Origin of the sequence: Formosa sp. Hel1_33_131, assembly GCF_001735745.1 — a bacterium.
Taxonomy (GTDB): Bacteria; Bacteroidota; Bacteroidia; order Flavobacteriales; family Flavobacteriaceae; genus Hel1-33-131.
Window position 1 is genome coordinate 395,812 of the sequence record NZ_CP017260.1, and the last position, 18,659, is coordinate 414,470.

The 18,659-nt window shown below is 36.5% G+C and carries 19 protein-coding genes; 6 read left to right on the plus strand and 13 right to left on the minus strand.

Annotation, left to right across the window (positions count from 1 at the left end):
* Positions 1-11: 11 nt before the first annotated feature.
* The 3 genes from FORMB_RS01665 to FORMB_RS01675 form a co-directional block, all read right to left on the minus strand.
* Entirely contained in the window at positions 12-866 is an 855-nt protein-coding gene (locus tag FORMB_RS01665) for a tail fiber protein (RefSeq protein ID WP_069675802.1), read from the minus strand.
* A 158-nt stretch (positions 867-1,024) separates the two neighbouring features.
* Positions 1,025-1,600: a Crp/Fnr family transcriptional regulator gene (locus FORMB_RS01670; RefSeq protein ID WP_069675803.1), complete on the minus strand. Its 576-nt coding sequence runs from the start codon at positions 1,598-1,600 to the stop codon at positions 1,025-1,027.
* A gap of 162 nt (positions 1,601-1,762) precedes the next feature.
* The gene (locus tag FORMB_RS01675) at positions 1,763-2,587 is read right to left on the minus strand and encodes a GLPGLI family protein (RefSeq protein ID WP_069675804.1); all 825 of its coding nucleotides are present in this window, start codon (positions 2,585-2,587) and stop codon (positions 1,763-1,765) included.
* A 208-nt stretch (positions 2,588-2,795) separates the two neighbouring features.
* Between FORMB_RS01675 and FORMB_RS01680 the strand changes: the two genes are divergently transcribed.
* Positions 2,796-3,773, plus strand: a complete 978-nt coding sequence (locus tag FORMB_RS01680; RefSeq protein WP_069675805.1) for an NAD(P)H-dependent flavin oxidoreductase — start codon at positions 2,796-2,798, stop codon at positions 3,771-3,773.
* Positions 3,774-3,778: 5 nt separating this feature from the next.
* On the opposite strand, the gene FORMB_RS01685 is transcribed toward FORMB_RS01680, so the two are convergent.
* The 3 genes from FORMB_RS01685 to FORMB_RS01695 are packed head-to-tail and all read right to left on the minus strand — an operon-like array spanning position 3,779 to position 5,707.
* Positions 3,779-4,021 carry a hypothetical protein gene (locus FORMB_RS01685; protein ID WP_069675806.1) on the minus strand — a complete coding sequence of 81 codons (243 nt, stop codon included), beginning with the start codon at positions 4,019-4,021 and terminating at the stop codon, positions 3,779-3,781.
* Positions 4,022-4,041: 20 nt separating this feature from the next.
* The gene (locus FORMB_RS01690) at positions 4,042-4,662 is read right to left on the minus strand and encodes a LysE family translocator (RefSeq protein WP_069675807.1); all 621 of its coding nucleotides are present in this window, start codon (positions 4,660-4,662) and stop codon (positions 4,042-4,044) included.
* Between the two features lies 1 nt (position 4,663).
* Entirely contained in the window at positions 4,664-5,707 is a 1,044-nt protein-coding gene (locus tag FORMB_RS01695; RefSeq protein ID WP_069675808.1) for a quinone-dependent dihydroorotate dehydrogenase, read from the minus strand.
* A gap of 112 nt (positions 5,708-5,819) precedes the next feature.
* On the opposite strand from FORMB_RS01695, the gene pepT reads away from it, so the two are divergent.
* Positions 5,820-7,061 carry a peptidase T gene (pepT, locus tag FORMB_RS01700; protein WP_069675809.1) on the plus strand — a complete coding sequence of 414 codons (1,242 nt, stop codon included), beginning with the start codon at positions 5,820-5,822 and terminating at the stop codon, positions 7,059-7,061.
* Between the two features lie 134 nt (positions 7,062-7,195).
* Here the strand turns inward: pepT and yajC are convergent, their stop codons facing one another.
* The 3 genes from yajC to nusB form a co-directional block, all read right to left on the minus strand.
* Positions 7,196-7,489 (minus strand): preprotein translocase subunit YajC, encoded by a 294-nt coding sequence (gene yajC / locus FORMB_RS01705; protein ID WP_069675810.1) that lies wholly within the window; start codon positions 7,487-7,489, stop codon positions 7,196-7,198.
* Positions 7,490-7,512: 23 nt separating this feature from the next.
* The gene (locus FORMB_RS01710) at positions 7,513-8,007 is read right to left on the minus strand and encodes a DUF1573 domain-containing protein (RefSeq protein ID WP_069675811.1); all 495 of its coding nucleotides are present in this window, start codon (positions 8,005-8,007) and stop codon (positions 7,513-7,515) included.
* A 72-nt stretch (positions 8,008-8,079) separates the two neighbouring features.
* Positions 8,080-9,024 carry a transcription antitermination factor NusB gene (gene nusB, locus FORMB_RS01715; RefSeq protein WP_231925559.1) on the minus strand — a complete coding sequence of 315 codons (945 nt, stop codon included), beginning with the start codon at positions 9,022-9,024 and terminating at the stop codon, positions 8,080-8,082.
* Between the two features lie 163 nt (positions 9,025-9,187).
* On the opposite strand from nusB, the gene FORMB_RS01720 reads away from it, so the two are divergent.
* Complete coding sequence (locus FORMB_RS01720) at positions 9,188-10,942, plus strand: ABC transporter ATP-binding protein (RefSeq protein ID WP_069675812.1); 1,755 nt, start codon at positions 9,188-9,190, stop codon at positions 10,940-10,942.
* Between the two features lie 132 nt (positions 10,943-11,074).
* Positions 11,075-11,434, plus strand: coding sequence for a PUR family DNA/RNA-binding protein (locus FORMB_RS01725; RefSeq protein WP_069675813.1), 360 nt, complete (start codon positions 11,075-11,077; stop codon positions 11,432-11,434).
* A 65-nt stretch (positions 11,435-11,499) separates the two neighbouring features.
* On the opposite strand, the gene FORMB_RS01730 is transcribed toward FORMB_RS01725, so the two are convergent.
* Positions 11,500-11,835, minus strand: a complete 336-nt coding sequence (locus FORMB_RS01730; RefSeq protein WP_069677862.1) for a tRNA-binding protein — start codon at positions 11,833-11,835, stop codon at positions 11,500-11,502.
* Between the two features lie 99 nt (positions 11,836-11,934).
* Here FORMB_RS01730 and FORMB_RS01735 point away from each other — a divergent pair, with 99 nt between their 5' ends.
* Positions 11,935-12,495, plus strand: a complete 561-nt coding sequence (locus tag FORMB_RS01735; protein WP_069675814.1) for a thioredoxin family protein — start codon at positions 11,935-11,937, stop codon at positions 12,493-12,495.
* Positions 12,496-12,556: 61 nt separating this feature from the next.
* Entirely contained in the window at positions 12,557-13,453 is an 897-nt protein-coding gene (locus FORMB_RS01740) for a tetratricopeptide repeat protein (RefSeq protein WP_069675815.1), read from the plus strand.
* On the opposite strand, the gene FORMB_RS01745 is transcribed toward FORMB_RS01740, so the two are convergent.
* From FORMB_RS01745 to bshC, 3 genes are read right to left on the minus strand one after another with little or no spacing between them, the layout of a single operon-like run.
* A complete protein-coding gene (locus tag FORMB_RS01745) occupies positions 13,450-15,387 on the minus strand; it encodes a LysM peptidoglycan-binding domain-containing protein (RefSeq protein ID WP_069675816.1) in 1,938 nt (645 codons plus the stop codon). The two genes, FORMB_RS01740 and FORMB_RS01745, sit on opposite strands and share 4 nt — an antisense overlap.
* 39 nt (positions 15,388-15,426) lie before the next feature.
* Positions 15,427-16,962 carry a glutamine-hydrolyzing GMP synthase gene (guaA, locus tag FORMB_RS01750; protein WP_069675817.1) on the minus strand — a complete coding sequence of 512 codons (1,536 nt, stop codon included), beginning with the start codon at positions 16,960-16,962 and terminating at the stop codon, positions 15,427-15,429.
* A gap of 49 nt (positions 16,963-17,011) precedes the next feature.
* Complete coding sequence (gene bshC / locus FORMB_RS01755; RefSeq protein WP_069675818.1) at positions 17,012-18,613, minus strand: bacillithiol biosynthesis cysteine-adding enzyme BshC; 1,602 nt, start codon at positions 18,611-18,613, stop codon at positions 17,012-17,014.
* Between the last annotated feature and the right edge of the window lie 46 nt (positions 18,614-18,659).

Sequence of the window (18,659 nt, forward strand, 5' to 3'; positions counted from 1 at the left end):
AGCTAGGAGAGTTATAGTTTAATAATATAATTAACTCCATAGTTTACGGGCCTGCTTTCAGTTCCTTGATTAGCTGTTGAGCCTGTAATGGAATGACTATGAGCTGGCTCTGTATCAGTGGGCAAATTAGATGAATAATCACCCCCTTCTGAATATGGTATTGGCGAACCACTATCTCCTTCAAATGACCTCCAGTGCTTTCTTATAAATAAATTATGACTATGAGCACCAGCATCAGATGTAGCTAAAGTACCTTTAGCATGACTATGTGATTTATTAGCATCTTGTTGTGTTGTTTTTAATGCGGGACCGGCCTGAGAGTTCACAGGACTTGTGCCTGTCCCTCTTAAAAACATTCCTTGTAAGTTGGGGGCATTGGCACTTCCTAATAAGGTTCTTAAAGTTAATGTGTTAGAATCAATAGGTATCGCGCCACCATCACATAATATCCAGCCTGCTGGAGCTGCTGTTCCTATAAATGGCATGATAGAGCCCGTAGGAACGCCGTTACTAGCAGCATATGCTAAAGGCACACGTTTAAAAACTTCATTAGAAATTTCAGTAGCTCCTTCTTTGATTTTTAAATACAACTCATGATTGCTAAATTGAGTTTCTGTGGTGTTTGGTAAATTAATAACATGAGAAAAGACTCCAAATGCATCTGTTTGAAGTGTTGATGTACTTGAGTAAACATCTACAGGACTATTACTGGAGTTTAAGTAATAAATTTCAAATGTCAATGGGACGCTGGCATTTGTTCTTGCAGTATTGTTCGCATCTCTAGCAAGGCCTTGAACGGCGATGCCTTGTGAAAAACTAATTAAGGTAAAAAATAAGGCACTAAAAGTTAAAGCAATTTTTTTCATGATATATGAATTTGGTTAATTTAAATTAGTAATTGGTTAATTTGATTGTATCACGCAAGTTGTATTTGTTAGATACACACGTACTATTATTCAAAAAATTTAAACAAAATTACTTTATCGATCAACTTTATACATTGATCTGGGTTAAGAAATGTAAATTATTTTTTGGCTAATCGTTTTCTAATTCGACTTAATCCTTCGGGTGTAATTCCCAAATAGGAAGCAATCATATACTGGGGTATCCTTTGAATAATTGTAGGCCTACTGTTAATTAATTCCAGATAACGCTCCTCAGCAGTTTTAAGAAAGAATGATTCGTATTTTTCTGAAACTTCTATGTATAAATTTTCAACTATATTTCTGCTCAATTCTTGAACTTTTGGAAGTTTTTTATATGACCGAAAGAGAGCATCTCTGTGTATTAGTGTGACTGAAGAGTCTTCCAAAGCTTGAATATTAAATTTGGACTTATTCTCTAAAAGAAAACATGAATAATTAGAAATAAATTCATTGGGGAAAAAAAACCCTCGTATATGTTGAACGCCCTCAATTAGGTAGAAGAAGGTAAAAAAACCTTTATCTACAAATCCAACATAATCACAAAGATCGTCTGCTTTTAAAAGGTATTCCCCTTTATTATAATGTTTTACTATGAAAGACTCTGAAAAAACCAACCATTCAGATTCTGTTAAATCTATAAATTCAAACAATGCAATTTTAATATTTTCTTTCAATGTTTTGATTGGTCAATTGGTTATTTCCAAAGATAAGTGAAACGACCGAATTCTAACCCCAAAAGTGAATGCAATTTCTGGCTGAGTTTCAAAAGGGATTTACACTTATTAAGTGCAAGTATTATTTCAACTAAAAACAATAATTAACCTAAACAACCCCCACTAGCGTCCCATACGGTTTTTACGAAACTCTTTCATTTTTTTAGTAATGATGTCCTGATACTCGATTTTAGAAACTTCTTTCCCCTTACTCGGTGCTTCAATCTCAATGATTTCACCGGGGTTCAGTACCAGTTTTGAACAAAGCATGGTTGTATTATCCGCACTGACTTCTAAGATCAAACCTGGAAGACCCCAATAATCTAAAGGCCCGTGACGTACCGGAATTTGAGGGGCATACCACGCTTCTATTTGTGTCATTTTAACTTCTTTGACTTCCGTAGAATCGGACTCAGTTGTGTTTCTCAACTTATCCCAAGAAAAGGAATACCACGTCAATTCGTTCGTCGGAATTAAGGCCGTCGCTTTAAAACAAGAATAATTTCCGATTTTTTTTGTTTCGGAATCTAAGCTCCACTCTATGGGTTGTAATACATCCTTTACCAAAAACTTTTTTCCATAAAATTCTTGCTGTTGTAGTTGGGTGTTTGTTTTTACATTTTTATACTGTTTGCCTGGGGCGAAATTCTTACCCCAAGAATCCGTCGCTCCAGAAATCGCATCCAATTGATCCTCCTCAGTAAACACCGACTCCTCTTTATTAAAGGACAACACATAGCCTTTTTCGAGTCTGTTTTTCATCCGTGCCCCAACTTCTTTTTTCTGAGCCTCACTCAATCGAGCCCCCCACTTTCCGAGGTCCATTTTAGATTTAGAAAAATAATACGCTTTCGCTTGAAATTCTTGCGTGGTCTGTGTTTCATTCACACTTGTTGAGATTAAAAAAACAAATACAAGCGCGAGAGTAGTGATGACTTTTGACTTCATTGAAAGAGGTGTTTAATGTTTTGTTGATTCAAATATAGTATTTAATTAAACAGTAATATTTGTCTTTATCATAAAATTAACGCTGCTAGACGACTGCAATCTGACACCCAATTAAAGAGTACTTTAAAATTAAAACAACTATTTGCCCTACAAGTCTTATATTGCAATGACAAACGAATAACAAATACACTGTTTAAAAATACATACCATGAGTCAACCCTCCTTTATAAAAGAACTGTCCATTCCAGCCATTGCGGCACCCATGTTTTTAATCTCCGGTCCAAAACTGGTCATTGAATGTTGTAAAAACGGAATTGTTGGAACCTTCCCAGCATTGAACCAACGCACCACAGAAGGCTTTGAGGAATGGTTGATTGAAATTAAAACAGCACTGGCGGATTTTGAAAAAAAAACAGGCACAAAACCCGCGCCTTATGGGGTGAATTTAATTGTGCATCAATCCAATCCACGCGTACAGGCGGATTTGGCTATTTGCGTGAAACACCAAGTGCCTATTATTATTACGTCTTTAGGAGCCGTGCCTCAATTGGTCGATGCGATCCACAGTTATGGTGGTTTGGTCTTCCATGATGTGATCAAAAAACGCCATGCCGAAAAAGCTGCGGAAGCCAATGTGGATGGACTGATCGTCGTCGCTGCAGGTGCAGGAGGCCATGCAGGAACTCTCAACCCAATGCCTTTAGTGGCTGAAATTAAAAGCTTTTTCAAGAAAACAGTGATTCTGTCGGGTTGTATTAGTAACGGTCGTGACATCGCCTCTGCCATGCAAATGGGTGCCGATGTTGCCTATATGGGAACTCGATTTATCAATACGAAAGAAAGTAAAGCCCCTAAAGAATATAGAGATATGATTATCTCCAGTGGCGCCAATGATGTGGTCTATACGGCTGCAATCTCTGGAGTCGCAGCTAATTTCTTACGCCCGAGTATGGAAGCCATGGGCATTACCGAAGAAATGCTCAGTCAGCAAAAGAAAATCGATTTTGGAAAAGAACTCACCGCTCATGAAAATGAAGCGAAAGCTTGGGCAACCATCTGGTCTGCTGGACAAGGTGTGACCAGTATTCATGATTCACCATCTGTTGCGGAACTGGTAGCGAGCATGAAAACGGAGTTTACAGAAGCCATCAAAGCCCAATACAAACTTTTAGAAACCTATAAATAGAACTCCTAATCGTCCACTTTGACGCGCTGGCCTCTTGTCGGTTTTAATGCAGTTTTAATTACCTCTAAATTCTGTTTATCAATGATGGCATAGGTATAGTGGTGTACTTCATTGACGGACTCCACTCCTGATTCTATGAGGAGTAATTTTTCGGATGCAAAAAATTCTAATAAGTGAATCTTAAAATGAGCCGCAGTGTGTGGGCTTGCAGGACCTCTGAAATCCCAAATAAGTTTAATTTTTTCCATCTGTTAATTTATGGTTGAAGCTATTGTGTGATTAATATAAAAATTGCAATGCCTAAAAAGACGGTTATTTGCGCCCATTTTAATACAACCCCAAAACGTGTATTTGACTTTAAGGCAGAACCTACTGAACTTGAGAAAAATACAAGCATTGAAAAGATTAAAAAGGAGGTTGTCATAAATAAAAATCCAAGGGTGTAAAACTGAACCACTAAAGACTGGGTTTTACTGTATAAAAATGCAGGGAAAAAGGCCATAAAAAATATGGAGACTTTTGGATTGATTACATTCATGATAAACCCCTGCTTAAACAACGTAACTACCGATTTACTTTTAGTGGCTGTGTTTGTATTTATGACCGCCGGTGATGTGAAAACACGGTAGGCTAGAAAGAGCATATACCCTGCTCCCATCAGTTTTAAAATAAGAAGTAATTCTGCGTTTGATTTTATAAAAGAAGACAGCCCAAAAGCGACTAAGCTGGTATGAATGATACAGCCCGATATCAGTCCGCAGACAATGGCCATGCCTTGTTTTTTGCCATAGGTCATACTCTGAATAAGTACAAAAATATTATCGGGCCCAGGAGATAGTGCCAAGGTCGCTGTGGCAATTATAAACGAGATGAGAATTTCAGTATCCAAACTAATTTTTGAGAGATGATTTCAAAATCGCTTTGTTAATGCGCTTGACAAGAGCGGGACCTTCGTAAATGAAGCCCGTATAAATTTGAACTAAATCGGCACCAGCAGCTATTTTATCCAAAGCATCTTGTGCGGAGTGAATCCCTCCTACTCCAATAATTGGAAATGCTTTTTGACTTTTTTCGGACAAATATTTAATGACTTGAGTGCTCTTTTCTTTGATGGGTTGACCGCTGACACCACCGTTTCCAATGGCTTCCAACCTCGCAACATCGGTTTTGAGGTTTTCTCTAGAAATAGAGGTATTCGAAGCAATGACGCCTTCCAATTTAGTCACGGCTACAAGCTCTATAATTTCATCCAATTGGGTGTCGTTCAAGTCGGGTGCTATTTTTAAAAGGATCGGTTTAGACCCCTCAAAAGTGGCGTTTAATGCTTGCACCGCTTTTATCAATTCCTCTAAATAATCTTTGTCATTCAGCTTGGCATGGCTCCCAACATTAGGACAACTGACATTCAATACAAAGTAATCGACATAAGGATGTAAGGCTTCAAAACACTCTAAGTAATCAGCCGTATATCCATCAGAAGGCGTTTGGGTATTTTTACCAATATTCCCTCCTATAATGAGTTGTTTTTTGTTTTTCTTTAACTGTACAATCGCCGCTTCCAAACCGGCATTATTAAAGCCCATTCGGTTGATAATTCCTTTATCCTCTTGAAGCCTAAACAAACGTTGTTTCGGATTGCCTTCTTGTGGTTTTGGGGTAACGGTTCCAATTTCAATAAATCCAAATCCAAAATTTGCAAGCTCGTTATAAAGCACGGCATTTTTATCAAATCCAGCCGCAAGTCCCACCGGGTTTTTAAAGCGGAGCCCGAACAATTCGCGTTCCAAAACAGGGTGATTGACTTGAAAAAGACGTCGGATTAAAAAAGGAATTCCAGGGATTTTAGATAACAGTTTGATGGCATCAAACGTGAAATAATGAACGACTTCAGGGTCAAATTTAAAAAGAATTGGACGGATAATCGATTTGTACATGAAGCGTATTTTGAGTGCAAAAATACATTAAATAGACACAATATAAAAGAAAGCAAGCGAACTCTTGTGTTTGAAGGCTGGGTTAATTATTTTTGACCAAAGACAAAATTATATGTTAGATAAAAATCACATTCTGAATCGATTTATTGGCTATGTGAAAATAGACACCGAGAGCGATCCAAATTCCATGTCAACCCCGAGTACCGAAAAGCAATGGGACTTGGCACATAAACTGGCGGACGAATTGAAAGCGATTGGAATGCAAGACGTTTCTATAGATGCGAATGCTTACATCATGGCGACCTTGCCATCCAATGTTGCGCACAAAGTACCAACCATCGGATTTGTATCTCATTTTGACACTTCTCCAGATTTCACTGCTAAAAATGTGAGTCCTCAAATCATAGAAAATTATGATGGATCGGACATTGTCTTAAACGAAAAAGAAAACATCGTTTTATCGCCCAATTATTTTGAAGATTTATTACTCTACAAAGGACAAACGTTGATCACAACAGATGGCACAACGCTTTTAGGAGCGGATGACAAAGCTGGGATTTGTGAAATTGTGAGTGCGATGGAATACCTTGTTCAGCATCCTGAAATAAAGCATGGCACAATTAAAGTTGGCTTTACTCCCGACGAAGAAATTGGACGTGGCGCACATAAATTTGATGTCAAAAAATTTGGAGCCGATTGGGCTTACACCATGGACGGCAGTCAAATTGGGGAACTCGAATACGAGAATTTTAATGCAGCCGGTGCCGTCATCAAAGTAAAAGGTAAAATTGTACACCCGGGTTATGCCAAAGGCAAAATGATCAATTCGATGTACTATGCTTCTAAGTTTATGGAGGCACTTCCAAAAACGGAAACTCCAGAACAAACGGAAGGTTACGAAGGTTTTTATCATTTACACAGCATGGAAGGCAAGGTAGAGGAAACCGTTTTACAATACATTGTAAGAGATCACGATCGAGATAAATTTGAAGCTCGAAAACAACACATGCTTAATTTGGTAAAAGAACTCAATACAAACTTGGGAAGTAGTGTTTTTGAAATCGAAATTAAGGATCAGTATTTTAATATGAAAGAAATGGTGGTGCCTGTGATGCACATTGTTGACATCGCTGAAGACGCTATGAAAGCACTAAACATCCAACCGTTAATCAAACCAATTAGAGGGGGTACAGACGGCTCACAATTGAGTTTTATGGGACTGCCCTGCCCGAATATCTTTGCAGGAGGACATAACTTTCACGGGCGTTATGAATATGTACCTTTGGAAAGTATTTTGAGTGCAACCGAGGTTATTTGTAAAATAGCCGATCTGACTCAAAAACGTTATCTATAAAAAAACGTATCTGAAATCAATCTGAACCTGCCTACCGTCAGGAAATCCTGCCCATCGGTAGGCAGGTTTATTTCAGATTCTGAAACAAGTTCAGAATGACAGAAATTCTACTTTTTAGACGACCTCTTTGATTGTTATTTTTTTACTGGAGGCGGTGTATTAAGTTTTTGACTCATTTCCATCGAAATGGCTGAACGGTCAAATTTAATTTTACCTGCTGAGGTTTCAATGACACAAGAATTGTCTTTATCATTCAATTCGGCAATCTTACCATGCATTCCACTTTTAGTAATTACTTTGTTTCCTTTTTTAAGCTCTGCTGCAAATGCTTTTTCTTTTTTAGCACGCTTCATTTGAGGCGCAATCATAAAGAAATAGACTATTACAGCCATTAAAATAAAGGGGGCAAATTCACCAAGACCTTCCATATCGTATTATTGTATTGTTGTTATTATTGTATATTAAGTGGTTTGTTCGCAGGAGTTTTCACAGGTGCATTTGGATCTGGAGTGATAAATGCTGAAATTCTTACTTGCTCATTTCCTTTTTCTGTATTGGTAGTCAACGTAATTGTTTTAGAAATTTTATTGGCACCTTTCCCGTTAAACTTAACAGTAAACTGAGACGATGCTCCTGGCATTAAAGGTTCTTTACTCCACCCTTGAGGCACCGTACATCCACAAGTACTTTTGATGTTTGTAACTACTAGAGGAGATTTTCCTGTATTTGTGTAAGAAAACACAGTTTCAACAGGCGTTCCATTCATGATTTGACCGAAATCGTATTCCGTTTTGTCAAATGAGATGGTTGGAAAAACAATCGCTTGAGCGTCTCTTTCGGCCGCTTTGGTAACATTTTCTTGGTTTATTTTTTCTGTTGCGTTTTCTTTACAAGAAGTAAAAACAACAAGGCTGGCTACGGTTAGAGTTAAAATTAATTTTTTCATGTTTGATATTTAATGGTTAATAATTCTATTTGATTCTCAAAATAAAACGAGGGTATAAATGTAATTAAAAATTTACATTAATCCACGCCCTATCTTATTTAAGGTTTTATTTTCACTATACTCCTTCACAATTTTGTCTAAAACACCATTTATAAAGACATTACTCTTAGGTGTTGAATATTCTTTCGCTATTTCGATGTATTCATTAATAGAAACTTTAGTTGGGATGGATGGAAATTCGTGAAACTCACAAATAGCCATCTGAAGCAGTACAAAATCAATATCCGCTATACGATCCTTGTCCCAGTTTTTAGTTTTTAAACTAATTTCTTCCGTGTAAGGTTCAAAATTTTTGATGGTATGTTTCAATAAACTTATGCCAAACTGTTTATCCTCCTCATCCTTGAACAACTTTGGAGTGAAATAGTCTTCATAATTTTCTTCCTTAGATTTATTAAGAAGTTTCACCAAAGCTGTATTCACCACAGGTAAATCATCAATCCAAGTTAGGTTTCGATCTTCGAGATAATTATATAATTTTTCATTGGGCGCAATCACTTCTTTAAACAACTCTACTATAAACTGACGGTCTTTGTTGTAATTAGTCGATTCTACTGCCATATAATTTGCAAAACGGTCACTTTCAAGAATGGCTCTAAAGATCACTTCTACATACTCATTGTCCAATTCCCAATTGGTCACTTTATGACGTTCGAGTGCGTTCTTTAAGTATTGGTTTTCAGACAACTGAACCAATAATTCATTTTTGACAAACTTCATATTGGGGTTTAAATCCTCAGAAGTTAAAAGGTGTTTTTGTTGAGATTTCTCTTGCTGGTCTTTTGCTTTTTCATGCACTTTAACAAGTAGAGACAGCATGAGCAAATAAAGATCATACATATTATCCATACTTAATTTGAGGAATTTTTCTTCAGAAGTCAAGTTCAGTTCCTCTGATCTTTTGAGGGCGTAAATCACTTGCATTACTTTGGTTCGAATATGTCTTCTGTTCAGCATGGTATAAAGAACTTATTGGTTAAATAAAATTGCTCGACAAAAATAGTATTAATTTGCTTCTAAAAATCCAAAAAAACATTTTTTTACGCAATGTCTTTTTTGCTTAAAACAAGTATCTTTGTAACTTAAGCAAAAGCCCTCGTTATGGGCTATAAATGATTACATGAACGAGCTCAAGTATTTAAATAAATATTTTTTAAAATATCGATATCGAATTATTTTGGGCATTCTTATCACCATTGGCTCTAAAATATTTGCACTCTTCACCCCCCAACTTATTGGAAAATCCATTACATTAATTTCAGATCAGATTACAAACCCCAGCAGTACGGAAATATTCAGATATGAAATAAGTTTAAATATTTTATACATTTTTGGAGCCGCAACCGCCACCGGAATATTCACTTTTTTGATGCGTCAAACCATTATAAATGTGTCGCGTTACGTCGAGTTTGATTTGAAAAACGAAATTTACAACCATTACCAACAACTTTCCATCGCTTTTTATAAACGCAACCGCACAGGAGACTTGATGAGTCGAATTAGTGAAGACGTGAGTAAAGTCCGAATGTACATTGGACCAGCGGTTATGTACACCATCAATACCTTAACGCTTTTTATTGTGGCGTTGTTTTATATGTACAACCAATCGCCTACCCTGACGCTTTACACCATATTGCCACTGCCATTGTTATCCGTTTCAATATACTTTTTAAGTAAATTTATACACAAACAAAGTACCATTGTACAGTCGCATCTATCCACACTATCCTCCTCTACACAAGAGTTTTTTAGTGGAATTTGGATTACAAAAGCGTATGCACTGGAAACACAAACAGAAGAAACGTTTTCGGAACTTGCAAATTCTCAACGCAAAAAACGACTGGGGTTATCAAAAATACAAGCTGTTTTTTTTCCTTTAATGTTACTTCTTATTGGAGCCAGTAATTTGTTGGTTATTTATATCGGTGGTAAACAATACATGAATGGACAAATTGAGGAAATCGGAATCATTGCCGAATTTATTATTTATGTGAACATGCTCACATGGCCAGTGGCTTCCATTGGATGGGTCACCTCCTTAGTGCAAGAAGCCGAAGCATCACAAAAACGGATTAATGAATTTTTGAAGGAAACGCCGAGCATCGTCAATCCTACTGAAACAAAGACTCCTATAGATGGAAACGTTGTTTTTAAAGACGTGTATTTCACTTATGAAGACACCAATATCGAAGCCTTAAAAGGCGTAAGTTTTGAAGTTGAAAAAGGAAAAACACTCGCCATCATTGGAAATACAGGTTCTGGAAAATCGACCATTCTTGAGTTAATCGGACGCTTATACGATGTTCAAAAGGGAGCTGTTGAAATTGATGGTGCTAACATAAAAACACTAAACCTAAACAACTTAAGAACTGCGATTGGATTTGTACCCCAAGACCCCTTTTTGTTTTCAGATACTTTAAAAAACAATATCAAGTTTGGAAAAAATAAGGCTACGGATGCCGAAGTTATAGAGGCCGCTAAAAAAGCAGTGGTTCACAAAAATATCATCAATTTCAAAAATGGATATGATACCATTTTAGGAGAGCGAGGGATCACATTATCAGGAGGCCAAAAACAACGTGTTTCTATTGCACGAGCTTTTATTAAAAGCCCTCAAATTCTTCTTTTAGACGATTGTCTTTCTGCGGTGGATACGGAAACTGAGGAGCAAATCCTAAACAATATTGAGTTGGTGACAAAAAACAAGACGACCATTATTGTGAGTCATCGTATTTCTTCTGCTAAAAATGCTGATACCATTATCGTTCTAAATGATGGAATTATCGCCCAACAAGGTACGCACGACGCTCTTATTAGTGTTGAAGGATATTACAAAGAACTTTATCAAAAACAATTGCGAGAAACTTCTCATTAATTTCTATTAATAAAAAAACGTTCATTTCTCGAAAATAAAATCAAAAATTAGTTGGTGTCTTAATTTATTTTTTGGACTTTTGATTGTAATAACAGCTACTAATAATAGCTCATTATCATTGATACTAAAGATATGGAACAAGAAGAAATTTACTCAAAAGTTTTAAGAGCTGGAAGACGCACCTACTTTTTTGATGTGAGAGCCACGAAGGCGGGCGACTATTATTTAACCGTCACAGAGAGTAAAAAGTTTACAAATGACGATGGCTCCTTTCATTATAAGAAACATAAAATTTACTTATACAAAGAAGATTTCAAAGAGTTCAATGCGATTTTAAATGAAATGACCGATTATATTGTCAATGAAAAAGGACAAGAAGTTATAAGCGAGCGTCACCAAAAAGATTACGTTAAAGAAGAATTTCCATCTGAAGACTCAAAAGATGAAGCGTCAGCTGACAGCTTTACAGATGTTAGTTTTGATGACATTTAATTATTAAAAAATCAACTATAAACCGTTACTATGTAGCGGTTTTTTTTGTGAAAAAAAGTGACGAATTATCGAATTGGCGTCCCATTAGGCACCTGCTCTTCTGGAGATAATAAGATGACTTTTTCAGAATCTACAGCTCCAATCACCAGACACTGACTCCTAAAATTAGCTATTTGTTTTTCGGCAAAATTGACATTGGCTACAATCTGTCTGTCCAACAAATCTTCTTTGGAATATAAAGCCGTAATCTGTGCAGATGTTTTTTTGATCCCTAAATCCCCAAAATCAATGGTCAATTGGTAAGCAGGTTTTCTGGCTTTTGGAAAGTCATTCACTTCAATTACAGTACCCACTCTTAGGTCAATTTTAGAAAAGTCTTCAAATGTAATGGTCTCACTCATATCCATGCTGTTTTATCAAAGCTTGAAGATATCAATTTTACAGTAATTTGTAGACACAAACATTCAAATCTTTATATATTTGATAAAAATCAACGTCTAATGTCATTAACGCCTTCCAATATGCTTCCCTTAGGAACTGAAGCACCAAATTTTGAACTATGGGATTCTGTTTCAGATTCTACAAAAACATTAAACAAACTGAAAGGGACTCAAGGAACTTTAATCCTATTTATATGCAATCATTGTCCGTTTGTCATTCACATCAATGAAGCTTTGGTTTCTCTTTCAAATAACCTTCAAAACAAAGGAATTGGTGTGGTTGCTATTTCTAGCAATGATGTCGAGAATTACCCTCAGGATGGCCCAAAACAAATGCAATTACACGCTAAAAACGCAAACTATGCTTTCCCCTATTTGTACGACGAAACGCAATCCGTAGCTAAGGGCTATGAAGCCGCTTGTACCCCTGATTTTTTTCTTTTTGACGCAGACTTAAAACTTGTATATCGAGGTCAATTGGACGACTCTAGACCAGGTAACGGATTGCCCGTTGATGGTGCTGATTTGTTGCATGCCGTCCAATGCATGATTGAAAACAAAACGAATGCCCGTCCACAAAAACCGAGCATCGGATGTAATATCAAATGGAAAATATCCTGATTTATTTGTTTTAAGGCTAAAATCAATTACTTTTGAGTTAGAACCCCAAATTCTAACTCTTATGAAAACTGCTCTTCTTTTGGTACTGTGTACTTTTTTTTCTTACACTAATTCCTATTCCCAAGAAATTAATTTCTACAAAAACGCTCAAGGAGACACCCATATTTGTGGAGAGTTTCCTTTGGACTATTTAGAACACGATGACGTTTACAACATCTGGTTCAATAAATATTATAATGAATTAAAACTCCCAGAAAAACGACTGCGATTAAAATCTAAACTTAAAAAAACTACGGTAGATATCTATCTAGGAACCTGGTGTGGAGACAGCAAAAAATGGGTGCCGCAATTTGTCAAGTTATGGGACGAGCTCGGACTTAAAAGAAGTCAGCTGCGATTGATTGGTCTTTATAATGACGATGAACGTTATAAAACATCCCCAAATGGAGAAGAGAAAGGCAAGCAAATTCACCGTGTGCCTGTATTTATTTTCAAAAAAGACAATGTCGAATATGCACGTATTGTGGAATCTCCCAAAAATGATTTGGTAACTGATGTTGTACAAATAGCACTTGGGTTTCCTTCTGCACCTAACTATGAAGGCGCTAATTATTTATTTAAGGTATTTGACTCAGAGTCAATTGAATCGATAAAAGAAAATTTTAATGCTCATTATAAAATACTTAGGGATAAGACGCGTAACAGTAGAGAATTAAACACTTTGGGCTATGTACTCTTACGAAACAACCGCTCTGAAGAAGCCTTAATCTGTTTTAAACTCAATACTTATTTATTTAAATACAACCCCAATGTTTATGATAGTTTTGGAGAAGCTTTGGCGCTTAGTGGCGAGCACGTAATGGCTCTTAAGATGTATGAAAAGGTTTTGGAAATAGATCCCGAAAATAAAAACTCAAAGGCTCAAATTAAACACCTAGAAGCATTGATTGGGTTTTAATCTTGAACCTTTACAATATGTAAATCTTCATATTTGAGAATATACCCAGCTTCATTTTTATAGCCTCCGTAAGGTTGAAGGAAGTATTGAAATTTATTTTCTAAGTAAGCGGTTTGAAAATTAGAAGTCTGAGTATATAAGGTTCCGAATTTAGAAAGACGCAACAGAATGTCCATAGCTACATCAAAGCCTCTTATGGCATATTTATTAGGGAACGTTCCAAACTGCTGTATATACCGTTTTTCAAATGCTTCTGAAAATCGCGATTCAAAATTCACGGATGGGTACTGAAAATGTAAATTAGACAAATCATAATTAGAAATGTTTGCCCCTTCAAAAGCTCTGTTTTTAGAGGTGGTCATCAAAAATATATCGCGTTCTACCTCCGTTTCATTATCGTCTTCATCCTTTAAAATAGTTGTGCCATTCATTGCGTTTAACATACTGGTCACATTTGATACAAACCCTTCGTTATTAGATTCCAGAAAAACAAGTGTACGCCCCTCCAAAAGTGCTGCCTGAACATCTTCTAACATTAAAAAAAACTGCTCACCACCCTCTTTATCCTGTTTGGAAGTCAGCAAAGAGGCTTCTGGAAATGCTGCTTTTAAATAGTTTGCAGTTGCTAAATTTTTGGCGTCATATATAATCAATGTTTGATGCGGTATGGTATCGGATTTTGCATAATTGACTATTTTAGTCCGCATCCATTTTTCATCTGGAATGGTTTGAAACAGATTTGGGAAAACGTTTTTAGTTTTCACAAAAGGTGAGACCACAGCCACACTATCTATTTGAACATATTTAGCTGTCAACTCTAAATTTCGAGTTGTAATAGGTCCTAGAATAGCATCATACTCAGAAAAATTTGTTTGTAGTAATACCGTTTTCAAATCAAGCGTTTCTGCATTGGTATCAAATACATCCAGTTTTGTGGAAATCCCAAGACGTTTGGCAGAATCAATCGCCATGACTACACCCGCATAAAAGTCTGTAGAAATATTAATATACCCATCTCTTTTAAGTTGGCTCTTAGCTAGATTAAGAGAATCAAAATCGATACTTTTTGTTTTAAACGGTAATAAAAGAGCGATCCTTTTAGGAGAAAAATTAACTAAACTATTTGCTAAATTAATCACAGGAAACGACTCTGTTGCAATATTTTGAATACTCATCTTAGGGGTCTTTAACACCATTCCTAATTTCAACCCTTGTTCAATCAATTCGGGGTTAAGGGTTTCCAATTGTTCTTTTGTTAATCCTAACTTTTTTTCGAGTCTATAAAACCCTTCTTTTGCCTTTACAGTATAATAACCATATTCATCCTCTTCAATCACTTTTTCATCTGAATCCAAAATATTTGGAACGTTCAACTGTTGACCTTCATTAAGATAAGGCCCCATGGTTGGATTGAGTGCCTCTAGATCTGGAACAGAAATTCCAAATTTATAAGCGATGCGCCATTTCCCTTCCTTTGGCAAAACAGTATATTTTTGGATTATCTGAGTAGAAACCTGACTTGTTATCATTTTAAATTGAGGAATATAAATTTTATCTCCCCTTCTTAAACTCTTAGAATATAACTGTTTGTTATGTTCTTTTATATCCTCTTGCGTCACCTCAAATTTTTGAGCAATCCCAAACAAGGTTTCTTTACGTCTTACCTTATGTACCTTATAAGAAACCAACTCTTTTACAACTTCAATAGAAGTTGATTTAGGAACAAATGACTCTGGAATGATTAAAACCGTATTCACAGAAAAATTAGATTGTGCATCTGGGTTTAAGGCATAAATATCTGCTGGAGTAATCTTATAAAATTTGGCAATACTCTCAACAGATTCTCCAACTTGTACACTGTGAGTTTTTAAATTTTGAGCATAACCAAAACAACTAAAAGCGAAGATTCCTAAAACGATTAAAAACTTTTTCATACTATAAAATTACTAATTTCCTTTAAACTAATTTAATGGTTACTCCCATTCAATGGTTGCAGGTGGTTTTGAACTGATATCATACACCACTCTGTTCACACCTTTCACTTTATTAATGATGTCATTTGAGGTTTTCTGTAGAAATTCATAAGGTAAATTCACCCAATCGGCGGTCATTCCATCCGTGCTTTCAACAGCTCTCAAAGCAACACATTTTTCATAAGTACGCTCATCACCCATCACCCCTACACTATTCACAGGGAGGAGCATTGCGCCAGCCTGCCAAACTTTATCATATAAATCCCATTCTCTTAAACCATTGATGAAAATAGCATCAACTTCTTGTAAAATACGAACTTTTTCGGCAGTGATATCTCCTAAAATTCGAATGGCCAATCCAGGTCCTGGAAATGGGTGACGCCCTAATAATTTTGGGTCAATACCCATCGAAGCACCTACACGTCTCACTTCATCTTTAAACAAAGCCCTTAAGGGTTCTACAATATTTAACTTCATATAATCAGGTAACCCCCCAACATTATGGTGGCTTTTTATGGTGGCACTTGGACCTCCGGTTGCAGACACACTTTCAATGACATCTGGATAGATGGTGCCTTGTGCTAACCATTTTACGTCTTGTATCATGTGGGCCTCGTCATCAAAGACTTCAATAAATACACGTCCAATGGCTTTACGTTTCAGTTCTGGATCTTCAAGTCCTTCAAGGGCATCCAAAAAGCGTGCCGAAGCATCAACGCCTTTGACATTTAGCCCCATGCCTTCATATTGTGTTAAAACACTTGAAAACTCGTCTTTTCGTAACAAACCGTTATTTACAAAAATACAGTAGAGATTTTTACCAATCGCTTTGTGTAATAAAATCGCTGCAACGGTTGAATCTACCCCGCCAGACAATCCAAGAACTACTTTATCATCTTGAATTTTAGCTTTTAAATCTGCGACGGTTTCATCCACAAACGAATCTGGAGTCCAATCTTGTTGAAGACCAGCGATATTAACTAAAAAGTTTTGTAAGAGTGTTTTCCCATCCGTAGAGTGATACACTTCAGGGTGAAATTGAATGGCATAAGTCGCTTCTCCTTCAATTTTATAAGCTGCATTTTCCACATCGTGGGTACTGGCAAGCAAGACGCCGTTGGTTGGCAATTCTTTGATCGTATCACTGTGGCTCATCCAAACTTGACTGCCTGCATTTACTCCTTCAAAAAAGACTTCATTCTCTTTTACAAAAGACAAATTGGCTCGGCCATATTCTCTTGTGTTTGACGGCGCTACAACACCGCCCGAAAAATGAGCTAAATATTGGGCGCCATAACAAACCGCTAACATGGGTTTATGTCCACGAATACCTGATAAGTCCGGGTGCAAAGCAGCGTCGCCTCTGACAGACTGAGGACTACCTGAAAGCACAACGGCTTTGAATTCGTCTAAATTGGTTGGAATTTTATTGTATGGATGAATCTCACAATATATATTTAGCTCCCGAACACGGCGAGCTATAAGTTGTGTATATTGAGATCCAAAGTCGAGAATTAATACCTTATCGTGTTGCATGGTCAAAAGTAATATTTATAAATAAATTGAGCCCTAAATTTTGAAACTTTTAAAGGGTCAAAACATGAAATTTTTGATTTAAGGGTACAAGCTCTGATTTTAGGTGTTCTATAAACGCACCTCCATGCTCTAAATAAAACTCTGAAAAGTTAGTAATACGTTCTTGCAAACCTCCATTCGGGAATAATTCTAGATGAATGGCTTCTAGGCGTTCAATATAATCTTTATGGACTTTCTTTTCAGCTTTTAAAAGACGTTTTTCTAGCGCTTCCAAACCTTTAATTTGTTTTTTCTCTTGTGCAGACACCGCTCCTTTAAAGGATTTATCCGTTTGATCAGCAAGTGTATATAAGTGTTTAAACTGTTGTTTTAAATGCTCCTTTTGAGATGAAAAATCAATAGGCAATGTCACTATTTTTTTGATTTGAGATTGAATTAACGCTTGTTTATCTTGAAATAAATCGGAAACAGAAACCTTTAGTTTATCTAATTTTTGATGTTGTTTTTCGCTGATTAAAAGCACCGAATTTCGGTGTAATAGGATTGGAAATTGGATGTGTTCCGATTCAAAATACGATTTAAGCTGAAGCCAGTATGCCAATTCACCTCCCCCACCAATATAACAGAGGTTCGGCAAAATTGTTTCTTGATACAAAGGGCGCATGATGACATTCGGAGAAAAGCGTTCAGGATGTGAATTTACTTCTTCCAAAACTCCTGCCAAATTCCATTCAATATTTGTATTTAAAACCGAGTACAGCCCCTCCTTTTTAACGATACGTTCGCGAAGGTTATCTTTGAGATAAAACAAGTTCAATTCTCGAGGGTTGACCTGAATTTTATAAGCCGCATCAATTTTTGTTAACTGTTGATTGGTCTTAGAAACGGTTGTAAACACCTGTTGATTTGTAAGTTCAGAAGTGATTTGTGGAATAAATAACTGCTTTAAAGCAGCATCATTTCCATCGATAATCACCAAGCCCTCAGACCCAAAAAGCGCATGCACAAAATAACGCGTGGCAGATGCTAAATTTGAATGGCCTAAATATGCTTTTTTAACTAAGGCTTTAAGCGCCAATGCCTGACTCGAATTGCCTAATACACTGGAAAATACTTCAATAAATTCCGAAAGTTCTGAGGTGGATAAAGCACCTACAGCCCCCGATGTTTTTTGAGTCCATTGGAACCGTTTATTTTGAAAATTGAAATGATTAATTTCCTCAAAATCATGATCTTCTGTAGCCATCCAAAAGACAGGTACAAACTTATTTTTAGGGTATTTATTTTTTAATTCTTTCGCTAAATTAATCGTCGATATAATTTTATACAAAAAATATAGCGGCCCACCCAACAGGTTTAATTGATGTCCCGTGGTGATAGTAAAGGTGTTTTCATTTGTCAAAGACTGAATCGCTTGAGTGGTCAATTCAGACGGCTTAATTCGAGTGTATTGTTTTGACAATGCTGTTACTAAAACGCTTCGTTTCTCAGAATTGAATTCAGATTTCTTTGCTTCTAATTGGGCTTTAAAATTTTCTAAAGTTGGAAACCGCTTATACAGGGATTGTAGTTCCGGGCGGTTTTCTACATAATCGCAGATGAGCTTGGATACAAAGGCAGTGTCTCGAAAAGAAATACAGTCTGTTGGCATAGCATTTACTTAATGGACGTAAAGATACTTTATTTCTTTTGTAGTT

What these genes read in the sequence shown, in the direction of transcription:
- pepT (WP_069675809.1), top strand. Translation starts at nt 5,820, where the DNA reads ATGTTAGATAAAAATCACATTCTGAATCGATTTATTGGCTATGTGAAA.
- FORMB_RS01675 (WP_069675804.1), bottom strand. Translation starts at nt 2,587, where the DNA reads ATGAAGTCAAAAGTCATCACTACTCTCGCGCTTGTATTTGTTTTTTTA.
- nusB (WP_231925559.1), bottom strand. Translation starts at nt 9,024, where the DNA reads ATGCTGAACAGAAGACATATTCGAACCAAAGTAATGCAAGTGATTTAC.
- yajC (WP_069675810.1), bottom strand. Translation starts at nt 7,489, where the DNA reads ATGGAAGGTCTTGGTGAATTTGCCCCCTTTATTTTAATGGCTGTAATA.
- FORMB_RS01730 (WP_069677862.1), bottom strand. Translation starts at nt 11,835, where the DNA reads ATGAGTGAGACCATTACATTTGAAGACTTTTCTAAAATTGACCTAAGA.
- FORMB_RS01680 (WP_069675805.1), top strand. Translation starts at nt 2,796, where the DNA reads ATGAGTCAACCCTCCTTTATAAAAGAACTGTCCATTCCAGCCATTGCG.
- guaA (WP_069675817.1), bottom strand. Translation starts at nt 16,962, where the DNA reads ATGCAACACGATAAGGTATTAATTCTCGACTTTGGATCTCAATATACA.
- bshC (WP_069675818.1), bottom strand. Translation starts at nt 18,613, where the DNA reads ATGCCAACAGACTGTATTTCTTTTCGAGACACTGCCTTTGTATCCAAG.
- FORMB_RS01665 (WP_069675802.1), bottom strand. Translation starts at nt 866, where the DNA reads ATGAAAAAAATTGCTTTAACTTTTAGTGCCTTATTTTTTACCTTAATT.
- FORMB_RS01710 (WP_069675811.1), bottom strand. Translation starts at nt 8,007, where the DNA reads ATGAAAAAATTAATTTTAACTCTAACCGTAGCCAGCCTTGTTGTTTTT.
- FORMB_RS01735 (WP_069675814.1), top strand. Translation starts at nt 11,935, where the DNA reads ATGTCATTAACGCCTTCCAATATGCTTCCCTTAGGAACTGAAGCACCA.
- FORMB_RS01745 (WP_069675816.1), bottom strand. Translation starts at nt 15,387, where the DNA reads ATGAAAAAGTTTTTAATCGTTTTAGGAATCTTCGCTTTTAGTTGTTTT.
- FORMB_RS01740 (WP_069675815.1), top strand. Translation starts at nt 12,557, where the DNA reads ATGAAAACTGCTCTTCTTTTGGTACTGTGTACTTTTTTTTCTTACACT.
- FORMB_RS01725 (WP_069675813.1), top strand. Translation starts at nt 11,075, where the DNA reads ATGGAACAAGAAGAAATTTACTCAAAAGTTTTAAGAGCTGGAAGACGC.
- FORMB_RS01720 (WP_069675812.1), top strand. Translation starts at nt 9,188, where the DNA reads ATGAACGAGCTCAAGTATTTAAATAAATATTTTTTAAAATATCGATAT.
- FORMB_RS01695 (WP_069675808.1), bottom strand. Translation starts at nt 5,707, where the DNA reads ATGTACAAATCGATTATCCGTCCAATTCTTTTTAAATTTGACCCTGAA.
- FORMB_RS01685 (WP_069675806.1), bottom strand. Translation starts at nt 4,021, where the DNA reads ATGGAAAAAATTAAACTTATTTGGGATTTCAGAGGTCCTGCAAGCCCA.